The sequence below is a fragment of the Flavobacterium sp. NRK F7 genome (assembly GCF_024054195.1).
Taxonomy (GTDB): domain Bacteria; phylum Bacteroidota; class Bacteroidia; order Flavobacteriales; family Flavobacteriaceae; genus Flavobacterium.
In genome coordinates this window covers 2,041,808-2,055,892 of the sequence record NZ_JAMXLB010000001.1, presented here as the reverse complement: position 1 = coordinate 2,055,892, position 14,085 = coordinate 2,041,808, and the positions used below count along the sequence as shown (strand labels likewise).

19 protein-coding genes are annotated in these 14,085 nt (G+C 30.6%); 9 read left to right on the top strand and 10 right to left on the bottom strand.

Annotated elements, in window-relative coordinates:
• Positions 1 to 8 precede the first annotated feature (8 nt).
• From NHF47_RS09105 to NHF47_RS09085, 5 genes are all read right to left on the bottom strand, one after another.
• Positions 9 to 1,091 (bottom strand): efflux RND transporter periplasmic adaptor subunit, encoded by a 1,083-nt coding sequence (locus NHF47_RS09105; RefSeq protein ID WP_252764619.1) that lies wholly within the window; start codon positions 1,089 to 1,091, stop codon positions 9 to 11.
• Between the two features lie 147 nt (positions 1,092 to 1,238).
• Positions 1,239 to 1,649: a hypothetical protein gene (locus NHF47_RS09100; protein WP_252764618.1), complete on the bottom strand. Its 411-nt coding sequence runs from the start codon at positions 1,647 to 1,649 to the stop codon at positions 1,239 to 1,241.
• Between the two features lie 82 nt (positions 1,650 to 1,731).
• Entirely contained in the window at positions 1,732 to 2,700 is a 969-nt protein-coding gene (locus tag NHF47_RS09095) for a YheT family hydrolase (RefSeq protein WP_252764617.1), read from the bottom strand.
• Positions 2,701 to 2,708: 8 nt separating this feature from the next.
• Positions 2,709 to 3,548, bottom strand: coding sequence for a S1 RNA-binding domain-containing protein (locus NHF47_RS09090; RefSeq protein WP_252764616.1), 840 nt, complete (start codon positions 3,546 to 3,548; stop codon positions 2,709 to 2,711).
• Between the two features lie 49 nt (positions 3,549 to 3,597).
• Entirely contained in the window at positions 3,598 to 4,815 is a 1,218-nt protein-coding gene (locus NHF47_RS09085) for a porin (protein ID WP_252764615.1), read from the bottom strand.
• 89 nt (positions 4,816 to 4,904) lie between these two features.
• Here NHF47_RS09085 and prmA point away from each other — a divergent pair, with 89 nt between their 5' ends.
• Complete coding sequence (gene prmA, locus NHF47_RS09080) at positions 4,905 to 5,741, top strand: 50S ribosomal protein L11 methyltransferase (RefSeq protein ID WP_252764614.1); 837 nt, start codon at positions 4,905 to 4,907, stop codon at positions 5,739 to 5,741.
• 31 nt (positions 5,742 to 5,772) lie between these two features.
• Positions 5,773 to 6,048: an ATP-dependent Clp protease adaptor ClpS gene (locus tag NHF47_RS09075; RefSeq protein WP_252764613.1), complete on the top strand. Its 276-nt coding sequence runs from the start codon at positions 5,773 to 5,775 to the stop codon at positions 6,046 to 6,048.
• Between the two features lie 50 nt (positions 6,049 to 6,098).
• Here the strand turns inward: NHF47_RS09075 and NHF47_RS09070 are convergent, their stop codons facing one another.
• The 3 genes from NHF47_RS09070 to NHF47_RS09060 form a co-directional block, all read right to left on the bottom strand.
• A complete protein-coding gene (locus tag NHF47_RS09070; RefSeq protein WP_252764612.1) occupies positions 6,099 to 6,518 on the bottom strand; it encodes a lipocalin family protein in 420 nt (139 codons plus the stop codon).
• Positions 6,519 to 6,694: 176 nt separating this feature from the next.
• Positions 6,695 to 7,108, bottom strand: a complete 414-nt coding sequence (locus tag NHF47_RS09065; RefSeq protein ID WP_252764611.1) for a DUF6691 family protein — start codon at positions 7,106 to 7,108, stop codon at positions 6,695 to 6,697.
• A 1-nt stretch (position 7,109) separates the two neighbouring features.
• Positions 7,110 to 7,667 carry a YeeE/YedE family protein gene (locus NHF47_RS09060; protein ID WP_252764610.1) on the bottom strand — a complete coding sequence of 186 codons (558 nt, stop codon included), beginning with the start codon at positions 7,665 to 7,667 and terminating at the stop codon, positions 7,110 to 7,112.
• Between the two features lie 87 nt (positions 7,668 to 7,754).
• Here NHF47_RS09060 and NHF47_RS09055 point away from each other — a divergent pair, with 87 nt between their 5' ends.
• The 4 genes from NHF47_RS09055 (at position 7,755) to NHF47_RS09040 (ending at position 10,479) form a co-directional block, all read left to right on the top strand.
• Positions 7,755 to 8,237 (top strand): DUF4199 domain-containing protein, encoded by a 483-nt coding sequence (locus NHF47_RS09055; protein WP_252764609.1) that lies wholly within the window; start codon positions 7,755 to 7,757, stop codon positions 8,235 to 8,237.
• 3 nt (positions 8,238 to 8,240) lie between these two features.
• Positions 8,241 to 8,687, top strand: coding sequence for a 2-dehydro-3-deoxyphosphooctonate aldolase (locus NHF47_RS09050; RefSeq protein WP_252764608.1), 447 nt, complete (start codon positions 8,241 to 8,243; stop codon positions 8,685 to 8,687).
• Positions 8,688 to 8,796: 109 nt separating this feature from the next.
• On the top strand, positions 8,797 to 9,615 hold the full coding sequence (gene kdsA, locus NHF47_RS09045) for a 3-deoxy-8-phosphooctulonate synthase (RefSeq protein WP_252764607.1): 819 nt from the start codon (positions 8,797 to 8,799) through the stop codon (positions 9,613 to 9,615).
• A gap of 18 nt (positions 9,616 to 9,633) precedes the next feature.
• Positions 9,634 to 10,479, top strand: coding sequence for a hypothetical protein (locus NHF47_RS09040; RefSeq protein ID WP_252764606.1), 846 nt, complete (start codon positions 9,634 to 9,636; stop codon positions 10,477 to 10,479).
• A 52-nt stretch (positions 10,480 to 10,531) separates the two neighbouring features.
• On the opposite strand, the gene NHF47_RS09035 is transcribed toward NHF47_RS09040, so the two are convergent.
• Together NHF47_RS09035 and NHF47_RS09030 are read right to left on the bottom strand one after the other, a co-directional pair.
• Positions 10,532 to 10,882, bottom strand: a complete 351-nt coding sequence (locus NHF47_RS09035; protein ID WP_252764605.1) for a DUF1801 domain-containing protein — start codon at positions 10,880 to 10,882, stop codon at positions 10,532 to 10,534.
• Positions 10,882 to 12,258 carry a M20/M25/M40 family metallo-hydrolase gene (locus tag NHF47_RS09030; protein ID WP_252764604.1) on the bottom strand — a complete coding sequence of 459 codons (1,377 nt, stop codon included), beginning with the start codon at positions 12,256 to 12,258 and terminating at the stop codon, positions 10,882 to 10,884. Before NHF47_RS09030 ends, NHF47_RS09035 begins: the two co-directional genes overlap by 1 nt.
• Positions 12,259 to 12,407: 149 nt before the next feature.
• Between NHF47_RS09030 and NHF47_RS09025 the strand changes: the two genes are divergently transcribed.
• The 3 genes from NHF47_RS09025 to NHF47_RS09015 are packed head-to-tail and all read left to right on the top strand — an operon-like array spanning position 12,408 to position 13,967.
• Positions 12,408 to 13,019: a hypothetical protein gene (locus NHF47_RS09025; RefSeq protein ID WP_252764603.1), complete on the top strand. Its 612-nt coding sequence runs from the start codon at positions 12,408 to 12,410 to the stop codon at positions 13,017 to 13,019.
• Positions 13,020 to 13,030: 11 nt separating this feature from the next.
• Positions 13,031 to 13,657 carry a vancomycin high temperature exclusion protein gene (locus NHF47_RS09020; RefSeq protein ID WP_252764602.1) on the top strand — a complete coding sequence of 209 codons (627 nt, stop codon included), beginning with the start codon at positions 13,031 to 13,033 and terminating at the stop codon, positions 13,655 to 13,657.
• 13 nt (positions 13,658 to 13,670) lie between these two features.
• Positions 13,671 to 13,967 carry a transcriptional regulator gene (locus NHF47_RS09015; RefSeq protein WP_140998296.1) on the top strand — a complete coding sequence of 99 codons (297 nt, stop codon included), beginning with the start codon at positions 13,671 to 13,673 and terminating at the stop codon, positions 13,965 to 13,967.
• Positions 13,968 to 14,085 lie beyond the last annotated feature (118 nt).

Here is a 14,085-nt window from a genome sequence, read left to right as displayed (position 1 = left end):
AATTTCAATTATTCAGCATAAAGCTCTAAATGCGCTAAAACAGTTTCAGGCTTTTCTAACTTATATTCAATTTTTTCATTTTCTTTAACCAATCGTAATCCTTCTAAAAGAATTTTGTCATCTTCTGATAAACCTTCGCTTACAATAAATAAATGAGGTAATTCTGCTGCTAATTTGATTTCTCTTGAAACTACTTTATTGTCTTTATCAATTACATAAACATACTTTTTATCTAATACTTCAAAAGTAGCTTTTTGTGGAATTAACATCGCATTTTTATAAGGTAAGGTAACATGAATATTTCCCGTTTCACCGTGACGCAATAAACTTTTTGGATTTGGGAAAGTAGCTCTGAAAGAAATATTTCCTGTTTCATTGTTAAAATCTGCTTCAATTGTTTCTACTATTCCTGGATATTCAAAATATTTATTATTTGCCATTAATAAATTAACGGTTGGTTTTACATCACTTTTTTGTTCAGCTTTAAAATCTAAATATTCTGCTTCAGGTACATTGTAGTATACCCACATTTTACTATTATCAGATAGGTTAGTTAGCAAATCGCCTTCTTCCACTAAACTTCCTAAACGAACATGGAATTTATCAACTATACCATCAAATGGCGCTCTGATTTGCGTAAATTGCAAATGCACTTGTGCTAATGCTAACTCAGCATTCGCTTTGTCTAATTTGGCTTTAGCCATTGCCAATTCGTTTGGAGCAACAACATCACTATCTGCCAAACGTTTCGTGTTTTTATATTCAATCTCGGCAAAACTAGCTTCTGCTCTTGCTTTCTCCATTTCTGCCTCATATAATTTTGGCATAATTTGGAATAATAGTTGGCCTTGTTTTACAAATTGACCTTCATCAATGAAAATTTTTTGTAAATAACCTCTTTCTTGAGCTCTTAACTCAATGTGTCTACTCGATTGAATTTGGGATACATAATCTTTCGTAATTAACGTATCTTTTTTTATTGGATTGGTAACCAGAAAATGGGTGTTTTCTTCTTTTTTTTCAACTTCTTTTTTGCAACTTGTATTTAATAACAAAGTGCAGATACTCATAAAAATGAGAACTTTTTTCATAATAATATATATTTAAATAAAATGAGTGTGATTAATGGAGCAGTGAATAATAAAGCCGTTTATTATTGTAAAGTTCCTTTAAATTGTTAAGTATGGTAACTTAAATGGAGAAAAAGCAGGACATGAAAATGCCTGCTAACAGTTAAATCATATTCTAAATACGCTGAATACGATAAATAATTTTTTTATTGCGATATGAGAAGTAACTTCTCCTAAAAAAAGTCTTCTTTTTTGTTCTAGTAAAAGGATTTTTTGTTTTGAACTGCAAAGAAATTTACGAAGAAAAGAACTTGAATCAAGTGTTTTTTTCGAAGAAGAAATTTCATCTTCTTCAATTTCGACATCAATTCCATGAATTTTATGAGCTTCAATATCACCTACGTTATGAATATAATCATAAAAAAATAGGTTGTTAATTAACTCATTTTCAACTAATACTTCCTGTGAATTGTTGTGAGAGTCTAATGTAGATAAGGATTTACAATCATTTGCACCAGCAAATAATTGCGTGTAACCAACAAGTAAGGTTACTAAAGTAAGGAAAAAATATTTCACCATCTTTCTTATCATACAGAGGACAAATGTAAATCATTTTTTGATTTTAACAAATAATACTATGTTTAATAATCTGTTAAAATATTTATTTTTGTGATAATTCCTTAATGAATGCAAAAGCTCTTATTTCCGCATAAGAATAGTCATTATTTTTTAAAGGAAAAGCACAGTGCCCACCATATTTTGGAGTTTCTAAATAAATAAGATTACTATTTGATGCCAATTCTTTTGGATAACAATCTGGACCTAAAAAAGGATCATCTAATGCATTTAATATCAAAACAGGCAATTTTATATTGGTGATACTTCTTGCTGGAGAAACTTGATAGTAATAATCTTCTTTGTCTTTAAAACCATGTAAGGGCGCTGTAAAATGGTCATCTAAGTAATCAAAACTGTCGATGTTCTTAATTTTACTCCAATCCATTAAATCAGGAAATTGTTTGGCTTTTTGCTTTAATTTTTTGGTTAAGTCGTACATGAAGTTTTTCATGTAAACTTGATTAAACCCTTTTTTTAAAGATTCAGCACTCGATTTTATTTCAACAGGCACAGATATAGCCACTCCTGCTTTAATCCTTGAATCTACAGGTTGCATTCTACCTAAATAATTTAAGGTTTGAGCACCTCCCATTGAATAACCAATTAAATAAACCTCTTCTACTTGTTGTAAAGCAAATTGTATTACAGCATCTAAGTCTTCAATAGTGGCATGATGGTACAATCTAGGTAAACGGTTCATATCTCCACTACAACTTCTGTTATTCCATGCAAAAACAGAAAAATCTTGATTTAAAAAATAAGTTGCACAACTATTCATGTAAGTTCGCTGAGAATTTCCTTCCAAGCCATGACATAAAACTACTGCTTTCCTTTTATTTTTCAAGTTATAATCTACCACTAAAAAATCTCCATCGGTTAATTCTAAAATTTCTCTTTGGTAAACGGGACTAGGAAATTTTTTAAACATACCCGCATAAATCGTTGAAACATGTTTATGCTTGTGTAGTAAAGAAACCGATTGATTATATGAGGAATAAGTAAGAAAAGGCATTCTATAAATTAGACTATTAAATAAATCCCGTCTTCTTTAATTTCAATCATTTTTTGACGGTATAAATTACCTACTGCTTTCTTAAAGACTTTTTTACTCATTTTTAAAACGGTTCTAATATCTTCTGGATTAGAATTATCATTCAAGCCTAAAAAACCTCTATTGGATTTGAGTTCGTCTAAAATTACTTGTGCAGAAGGTTCGATAGCTTCCACACCTAATTTTCTTAGCGACACGTCAATTTTACCATCAGGTCTCACATTTTTAATGTAAGCTTTCATCTTCAAACCTGGCTTAACGTCTTCAAAGACTTCATTTTTGTAAGCCAAACCTCTGTACTTTTCGTTTATAATAACATTAATTCCTGCTTCAGTAATATGAGATACAATAATATTTACTTCTTCCCCATTTTCAAGATCTACATCTTCATTATTTAGAAATTGTTGTGTTTTACTAGAACCTACTAATCGATTGGTTTTTTCATCCATAAAACAATATACTAAATACCGTTTCCCTTCTTCCATGGGTCTGGCTTGTTCTTTAAATGGAACAAACAAATCTTTTTCCAATCCCCAATTCATAAAAGCACCAAACTTATTAATATAATTTACTTTTAAATGGGCAAATTCATTTAATTTTATATACGGTTTTAAAGTGGTTGCTACAGGACGTTCTTCATGATCCAAATATACAAATACCGTTAATTCATCCCCAATTGAAAATTCTCTTGGAACATATTTATTGGGCAATAAAACATCATTTTGTTCCTCTACTCCATCACCTAGAAATAAACCAACTTTGGTATTTCTTAATATTTTTAAGGTATTGTATTGACCTATCTGTAACATACTTTATTTAAATTATGATGCAAAGGTAATTAAATGCAACGTAAAATAATTAAATTCCTATTTCAATCTGAAAACGGGCATACCAATTTGATGAAGAAGAACTCCAATTATAATTTAATTCATTATAGGTAAGTTCCGCTTGCAATTTAAAAGTATGTTCCCATAAATAACGGGTTAGACCAAAACTATATTGCTTCGAATTTGGAGCCAAAGATTGTATTTCATCGGCAACTTGTTGCGTTGAAAACCTTCCGATTATTTCATAATTAGATGGAAACACATAACTCATTTGGTAATCAAAACCTTCTCCAGCAAAAACATAATTAAAATTAGTTACATCATTTGGATCATAAATGATTATATCTTTCGCTTTTCTATTCATATACGCACTCATAAGACTCCAGCCATTGTATTTTAAAAGGGCGTCAAAAAATGTGGAACGAAGGGTTCTTGGTTGAAAAAGCTCCTTCCCTAATTGACCTTGCGCTCTGACCGCTCTATTATTTTGTTGAAACGCACCTGACAATAGTAATTTTGGGCTTTCTTCTCGTAAAATATCTCCTTCAAAATAAATACCATTCTTTTTAAAAGTTCCAAATGGAAATAATTCAATTTTACCAGTTAAGGCCACTCCATCGTCTGATGTTTTCGTCCAATTTCTTCCTTCACCAGTTGAAATGGCTGTTTTTACATTGTAGGAAAAAGCATCTTTTCTTTCGTTTAAATAATACGCTTGTACACCAAAATCTCTATCAATAGTAAATTTTGCATTATTAATGGTTCTATCTGTTAATTGTAATGCCCCTGAAGAATTCACCCTTTGTCTATTTCCTGGCAATTTAGTTTGTCCAAAAATAAAATTCCAATTTTTATTGGGTCTGTAAAAAATAGCTGCATCTCTAATAATGTTTATATTTTCTCCATCTTCAATTACACCTACATCACCAGGAGCAAAAGAAAGTTGAATCACATATAAAAACTTTGGATCCCCTACATATCCATCAAAACGTAAACGCAGTCTTCTAATTTGTGCTTCATATCGATTTTCTTCATTTTCTTCATTAATATAGGTGACTCTGTTTTGCATTCTAAAACGAATGTTCAATTGAAAAATACTATCTGGAGAAGTAACTCCCAACCCCTTTCCATAACTGTAATAAGGCAAAGCTGCTAGTTTTATATCATTGTTATTTAGAGAATCTTTTTTGAATTGACCAAATGAATACTGGCAAAGAGCTAGTATTAATAGAATTATTAATTTTTTCATTAAATTGAAGTTGTGTTGTAATTGCCCGCAAAAATAAAATATTTTAAAGAATATCTTTTCCTTTATTTACCTTTGCAAAAAATTACATCATGTCAAATATTTATATAGGCTACTATTTTACAATTGAACCAAGAGAATTAGGTTCAGAAATTTTATTAGCTGAATTAGGAGAAACCGCATTTGAAAGCTTTGTTGAAACCGAAACGGGTCTTGCTGCCTATGTACAGAAAGAGCTTTGGAATGAAAACATATTGGAAGACATTTATATCTTGAACAATACGGAATTTAAAATATCCTATACTTTCGAGGAAATTGAACAAGTAAATTGGAATGAAGAATGGGAAAAGAATTTTGAAGCCATTGATGTTGATGGAAAATGCCATGTTCGAGCTCCTTTTCATGAAAAAACTGATGCTGAATTTGATATTGTAATTGAACCCAAAATGAGTTTTGGAACGGGACATCATGAAACGACACATATGATGATCCAACATTTATTAGAAACTGATGTTACTGATAAAAAAACCTTAGATATGGGTTGTGGAACGGCTATTTTAGCCATTTTAGCTGAAATGAAAGGAGCAAAACCAATCGATGCTATTGATATTGATAACTGGTGCTACTTAAACTCTATTGAAAATGCAGCTCGAAATAATTGTGAAAATATTAGTGTTTACGAAGGTGATGCTTCACTCTTAAAAGGTAAAGAGTATGATGTTATTATTGCAAACATTAACAGAAACATTCTTTTAAACGACATGCAACAATATGTAGATTGCTTAAACGAAAAAGGGATTTTATTTTTAAGTGGCTTTTACACGGAAGATATTCCTGTTATAGATTCTTGTTGCACTGAAAAAGGACTCACTTATGTTAAAAAATTCGAAAGAAACAATTGGGTTGCTTTGAAATATGTAAAACAATAATTATTTTTGTTTAAAATTTAAAAAGCTAAAAATGAGTATGATAGAAAAAGTTAAAGAAGAAGTTTTAGTTGAAGAATTAGTTAGTATAAATAACGAAATCATCTTATATAATGATGATGTAAATACTTTTGACCATGTGATTGAAACATTGATACGCGTTTGCAATCATGAAGCTTTACAAGCAGAACAATGTGCTTTACTTGTACATTATAAAGGACAATGCGCTGTCAAGACTGGAAGTTATGATGAATTAAAACCGCAATGTTCTGCCCTACTAGACGCAGGTTTGAGTGCTGAAATACAATAAACAAAAAATCCCGATTGAATCGGGATTTTTTTTATTTTAAATAGGATTTTTTATAATTTCTTATAAATATAAATAACTTCTTTTCCTTCTACTTCGGCTTTCACTTTTAAAGTAGTCGCATCTAATAGTAGAATTTCACCTGTTTCTTCACCAGCATAAGGAAAATTAATAATTAAATTATTATCCTCTTTTTTCCATGTACCACTATCAACAGACATTTCACAATTTCCAGAACCATAGTAAAAAACATCATTTACTTTACCATCTTCAAAAAATTCCACATAATCATTACCACAATTTTCCTCATGCTCATAGGAAAATAAAAGTTCCGCTTTACTCATTTTTTTACCTTCTTGATAGTACTTCCATTTTCCAACAATAGATACTTCATTAGAAGTTACATTACGAAATGATGACATTACTGTTCCTAACGCCATTACAGAAACCAAAACAATTGCTAATTTTTTCATAATTAATAGTTTTATTTGTTAAGTTTATACCAAAAAAACAACAAAAAAATTAATTTTAAAAATATTTTTTAAGAAAACGATATAGAATAATGAATTTATTAAAACTCTAATTAATAAATTGAAAAATTAATTTTTTAAATTCGAAAAAATAAGAATTTAATAATCAGTAAATGAGATTAATGAGGAATTTTATCTTTGAAAATTCCATAGATTAAATTTCCAATTAAAGCGCCAATAAGTACTACTCCAATGGTACCAATACCAGTTCCTAAAAGAACAAATATTGGACCTGGACAACAACCTACTATTCCCCAGCCAACACCAAACATAATTCCTCCCACTATATATCGAAAACGCGCTTTTTCTTTATCTAAAATTTCTATAGGCAATCCCTTATAATCCTTAATTTCTTTCTTTTTAAAAATACGAATACCTACAACTCCAGTAACAATAGCTGTAAAAATAATTCCGTACATATGAAAAGATTGAAATTGAAACATTTCATAAATGCGATACCAAGAAATCGCTTCTGATTTGGTTAAAACAACACCAAATATAAAACCAACCAAAACAAAACGTAGTAATTTCATTTTAAAAAATTAGAGGAATTAATAAATAGGAAGCTATCAAACCTCCAATAAAGAAACCAATTACAGCTATTAAAGATGGTAATTGTAAATTACTCAACCCAGTTATGGCGTGACCTGAAGTACAACCACCTGCATAAGGAGTTCCAAAACCTATTAGAAATCCACCTAGTAATAGAATCAAAAAGCCTTTAGGAGTTAACATGGTATCGATACTAAAAATGGCATCAGGAACCATTTTCCCATTAGGTAAATCTATATGGAGTGTTTGTAATTGTTGTAATGTTTTTGGATTCAATTGAACAATATCAATACCACTCAAAAAATGCGTCGCAAAATAACCTCCCAAAATAGCACCTAAAACCACAGCTAAATTCCATTTTTGCTCTCTCCAATCAAAATTAAAATAATTGGATTTATTTTTTGCTCCTAATAGCGTGCATAACGTTCTCAAATTAGAAGACATTCCAAAAGTTTTTCCAAAATAAATTAGAAGCAACATGGTAACTCCAATTAAAAAACCAGAAATAGACCAGTGCCAAGTACCATAAAGTATTTCCATACAATTATTTTTGACAAATATAAAAAATAGCAACGTTTAATTCCAATTATAATATTTTATATTAATTTTGAATACAAATTATACATTATGTTACAAAATTTCAGAATTGAAATCAAATGGGCCATTATTTATACTATTGCTTATACACTTTGGATGTACTTTGAAAGTAAAATGGGTTGGCATGATAGTAGAGTATTATTAGAACCTTTGTATAATCTTTTATTTTTACCCATCAGCATTTTTCTTATTGGTTTAGCTCTTTTTGATAAAAAAAGAAACCATTACAAAAATGAAATGGATTGGAAAAAAGGATTTACCTCTGGAATTATTCTCTCTGTATTAATTACGGTTTTAAATCCAGTTGCTTTGTATATTACACATCACTATATTTCTCCTGACTTCTTCGATAATGCTATTAATGCTTCTGTAGCAGAAGGATTGTCATTAGAAAAAGCAACTGCTCGTTATAATTTGAATACCGCAATTTCTAATAGTGTTTTTGATAGATTATCTTTTGGAGTTGTAATTTCTGCGGCAGTTAGTTATTTTATACGAACCAAAAACAATTAAAAAATGAAAGCACTTACCACTTTGTTTTTACTCCTATTTCTATATTCCTGTACGAGTACCAAATCAACTATTAAGAATATTAACCCAAATGCTATTCGTCCTAAAGTTGTTAATAATGCATTTGTAATTTCGGAATATGCTAAAGATTCGCAATATGGCTATGATGCTGATTACCCAATTAACATAGGACCATTATATGATACTCAAGAAGAACAAAATATTGCTTTTTTCTTCAATGCTTTAGAAGGTCCAAAAGGAGAAAAAATAGTGTATCAAAAAACAGCTACCTGTTGTCCTTTCCCATCAGACACTCATGGTATTGGTGCTGGAACGTTATCAATTTATGAGGTTGTATTAGAAGGAACTTCAAAAAAAATAAGTTTGTATTTCAATATCTACGAAAGAGGGCAAATTGTATGTCCGAAAGGTCTAAATATTAAAAAACAATAATTTTTGACTTAAAAATTATTGAAAATCTTAATTCTGTCTTAACGAACCTTTTAAAGCGTAATTTAAAAGGTTTTTATTTTTATCTTTGCACACGAAAAATAACAACACCATGAACTTAGAAAATATTCCTCAAATTAAACATACACAAAGCGGTAATTTCTTTTTACTATCAGGTCCTTGTGCTATTGAAGGAGAAGAAATGGCGCTACGCATTGCTGAAAAAATCGTAACCATCACTGATAAATTAGAAATTCCATATGTATTCAAAGGATCTTTTAAAAAAGCGAATCGTTCTAGGATAGATAGTTTTACGGGAATTGGAGACGAAAAAGCTTTGAAAATATTAGCTAAGGTATCGAAAGAATTTGGTGTCCCAACTGTGACCGATATTCATACCAATGAAGATGCTGCAATGGCTGCAGCTTATGTTGATGTTTTACAAATTCCAGCTTTCTTAGTACGTCAAACCGATTTAGTAATGGCTGCTGCAGAAACTGGTAAAACCGTTAACTTGAAAAAAGGACAATTTATGAGTCCAGAAAGCATGAAACATGCGGTACAAAAAGTATTAGACTGTAAAAATGAAAATGTTATGGTAACCGATAGAGGTACCATGTTTGGCTATCAAGATATGATAGTGGATTATAGAGGAATTCCAACCATGCAACAATATGCTACTACAGTTCTAGATGTTACCCACTCTTTACAACAACCCAATCAGACCGTTGGTGTAACAGGAGGAAGACCCGATATGATTGAAACTGTCGCTAAAGCTGGAATTGCAGTAGGTGTGGATGGAATTTTTATAGAAACTCATTTTGACCCGGCAAATGCTAAAAGTGATGGAGCTAATATGTTACACTTGGATTATTTTGAAGATTTAATGACCAAATTAGTCGCTATCCGAAAAACCGTAAATCAATTTTAAATTACTTATATTAACCCAATGAAGCAATCATTTTTAATGGTTGTACTATCTTTTTGTGTTTTTTCACAGTACACCTTTTCGCAAGAAACAGTTGCAACACCTGAAAAATACACCAGTCATAACAAAGGTAAATTTTTTATCTTTTGGGGTGGAAACCGAGAATCATTTTCAAGATCTGACATTCGTTTTCAGGGAGAAAACTATGATTTTACCTTATATGATGTACCCGCTCATGATAAACCAAAAGGTTGGAATATTGATTATGTCAATCCTGGAAGAATGACCATTCCGCAAACTAATTTAAGAATCGGGTATTTTTTTAGTGATCATTATTCGATAGCTATTGGAGTAGATCATATGAAATATGTGATGTTTAATAATGTTAGATCAAATTATTCTGGTTATTATCCAAATGCAGGGACCTATGGAGAATTGCCTACAAGCAACGAACTAACTCTTACAGAAGATTTTTTATTGTTTGAACACACTGATGGTTTGAATTACATACATACTGAATTATCAAGAGTAGATGATCTTTCAAAATTTATTGGTTTACCCAATACGGATAAATTTCAAATTAATGTTACCGAAGGTTTTGGTGCTGGAATATTACTTCCCAAAACCAATACCACCTTGTTGGGTAAAGAAAGATATGATGAATTTCATTTAGCAGGTTATGGTTTATCTGCAAAAGCAGGATTAAACTTTACCTTTTTCAAACACTTTTTTATTCAAGCTGAAGTAAAAGGGGGTTATATTAATATGAATGATATTCGTACCACAAACAATACAGCAGATAAAGCTTCGCAAGATTTTTGGTTCTTTCAACGTATTATTGCTGTAGGAGGCATTTTTAGAATTTAACTATTTTGAATTACTTTAAATAAAAAAGCACTTCAAGAAGTGCTTTTTTATTTTAAACATATAATGTTTTTGCTTCCTCTACAACCGATTTTAAGATACTATTATCTATGCTTTCTAAAGTAGTATATCGTAAAGATTTTACCGTATTCCTATTTTCATCAACCAAAGATTCTTGATTTTTAAGTAATTGAAAGCCTTTAGCAAAACCAACATCAACAAATTTACGTTTGTGATTGGGTGCCAAATAACAAAAAGGCTTTTTCTTATAATAAAAATAAGGAATTCCCCATTTGAAAAGCAATTCGGCATCTCTCAATTCATGTTCTACCACTGCAACAATATGCAGTAGCATTTCACGATACATTTCTGGCTGTCTAAAGATATACTCTTCTGCAGGTTTCATTACTCAATCCCATATTGATCCATCAAATAAACTAACGAAGCCATTGTGGCTGCTCCAAGTTCCAATTCTCTTTTATTCACAGCGTCAAAAGTATCATTGGCAGCATGATGATAATCAAAATAGCGTTGGGAATCAGGTTGTAATCCTGCTTTAACAATATGTTTGGATTGTAATGGTCCAATATCAACTCCTGTATGACCTTCCACAAAAATATGAATTAAATATGGTTCAAATAAGGTTTTCCAATTACTAATTTTTGAAAAATTGGCGGAATCAGCTTCAAATGAAAAGCCTCTTGGTGAAAAACCTCCAGCATCACTTTCTAATGCAAAAATGTGGTTTTCTTTATTACTTTCTGCTAATGCGGCATACTTTTTACCACCTCTATTACCATTCTCTTCATTCATAAATAAAACCACCCTAATCGTGTGCTTGGGTTTATAACCTAATCTTTTAAATATAGAAAGAATTTCCATACTTTGAACCACTCCTGCTCCATCATCATGAGAACCATCTCCTAAATCCCAAGAATCTAGGTGTCCACCCATCACCATAATTTCATCTGGTTTTTCAGTTCCTTTTATTTCACCCACCACATTATAAGACAAAACATCGGGTAATGTTTCACAAGATTGTTTAAAGAAAAATTGAAGGTTTGGGTTATTTTTAAGTGACTCGCTCAATAAATTAGCGCCATTCGTACTTATTGCTGCGGCTGGTATATACTTTTCTTTTGGCAAATCACCATAATTTGTATTTCCTGTATGCGGAAAATCATCTAATCTTAAGTTCATCGAACGTACAATAACACCTACAGCTCCTAATTTAGCTGCTTCACGAGCTCCAGAAGAACGTTGGTCAATACAACCACCATAGGCTTCAAAGGTGCGAATGTGAATAGGTGTCATTGGTCTATTAAAAAAAACGATTTTTCCTTTTATTTTTTCAGTTCCTAAAGCAATCATTTCGTCAATTCCCATTACTTCAATTATAGGAGCTTTAAGTCCGTTTTTAGGAGTTGCAACCGAACTACCTAGGGCACAAATAGGAACCTCAACTTTTTTACCTTTATTCTCAAAATAGGCTTTTTCTTTTTCTCCTCTTACCCAATGTGGCACCATTACTTCTTGTAAAAAAACACGATCTAAACCCAATTGTTCCAGTTCCGATTGTGTATACTGAACCGCTTTTTCTGCTGAAGAAGAGCCCGATAATCTTGCCCCTATCGTATTCGACAAATAGTCTAACCAATCATAACATTGTGAATGAGTTAATGCTTCATCGTAGATGGATCGTAGCATTTTTTCATCATTCGATTGCGCATTTAAAGAAAAAGTAGTCCAAAGACCTAATACTAAAACAAAAGAAAATCGCATTACTGAAAGAATTAAATGTATTAAAGCATAAAAATATTACAATTATTTTACTTTACGGTTACTGCTTCTTGAAATGGGAATTATTTAACAAAAAAAAATTTGGTCAATAGAAAAATATTAATTTACTTTGTATTTCAAAGTACTTTAAAATGGAAGCAAGTAAATATTTAAAAGACATACAAGATATTAAAGAAATGATGAGTAAATCCACTCAATTCATTTCGTTAAGTGGTTTATCTGGAATTTTAGCAGGAATCTATGCTCTAGTTGGTGCAGCATATGTGAACTATTTAATCAATTCTCATTATGGGCGTTATATCACTTTGGAAAGTAAAACTTTTAAACTAATTCTTTTAACCGCTTTTATTGTACTCGTTCTTTCTGTTGGTACTGCTTATTTATTAACCGCTAAAAAAGCAAAAAAAGCTGGAGAAAAAATTTGGAATCCTACTTCAAGAAGAGTCTTAATTAATTTTTTAATTCCTTTAATCACAGGTGGAATTTTTGCTTTGCTTTTACTAAAAAACAAACATTATGGATTAATTGCTCCTGTTACCTTATTATTTTATGGTTTAGCATGTTTAAATGCCAGTAAATATACGTTAAGAGACGTACGTTATTTAGGTATCACTCAAATTATTTTAGGATTAATTGCCGTTGAATTTTCAGGCTATGGTTTGTATTTTTGGGTAATTGGATTTGGTTTGTGTCATATTTTATATGGAAGTATGATGTATTATAAATATGATCGAAACATCTAATACAAAATAAAATGCGAAAATTTTTATTTCCCATAAGCGTCTTCATACTATTTTTTATTTGTGTAGCACATACAAAAATAAAAAATGAAGCAAAAAATAAAACATTTTCAGATGTAAGTGTACTTCCAAAAAATAAAGTTGGTGTAGTCTTAGGCACAGGAAAATATTTAAAAAATGGAACTTTGAATCTTTATTTTAAGTACCGTATTGAAGCAGCTGTAACTTTATTTAGAGAATGCAAAATTGAATATATTTTAGTTAGTGGTGATAATAGTCGTTTCGATTATAATGAACCCACCGATTTTAAAAATGAATTAATCGCGCAAGGTATCCCAGAAGATAGAATTGTTTTAGACTATGCTGGATTTAGAACATTGGATTCTGTTATTAGAGCAAAAGAAGTTTTTGGTTTAACCAATTTTACTCTAATTTCGCAAGAATTTCATAATGAACGAGCTTTATATATAGCTTCAAAAAACAATATGAATGTGATTGCATACAATGCAAAAGATGTCTCAAAAAAGTATGGTTTTAAAGTACAAGCTAGAGAATACTTAGCACGTACAAAAGTTTTTGTAGATTTCCATTTTAATATAAAACCAAAATTTTTAGGTCCAAAAATTAACATTGGCTACTAAATAAAAAAATAGAGTGAAAAATATCATCCAAAATATTAATAAAGCTTTTGATCACCGAATTCGTTTGGGAATCATGTCGGTTTTAATGGTAAATGAAAATGCTGATTTTTCTACTCTAAAAGAATTGTTAGGTGTTACCGATGGTAACTTAGCCAGTCATGCCAAAGCTTTAGAAAGTGAAAATTATATTACGGTTGAAAAACAGTTTATTGGAAGAAAACCAAACACCAAATACATTGCTACCAAAGAGGGAAAAAAAGCGTTTCAAGAACATATTGAAGCACTCGAAAAATTAATATCCAAAAGTTAAATCTATTTTTTTATTCAACAACTTTGAAATTCAAAGTACTTTAAGATATTATTATGAAATCACAACAAATAGCAAGTTTGCGAAAGCCAACAGGAATAAAAAAAAGAGATAACATATG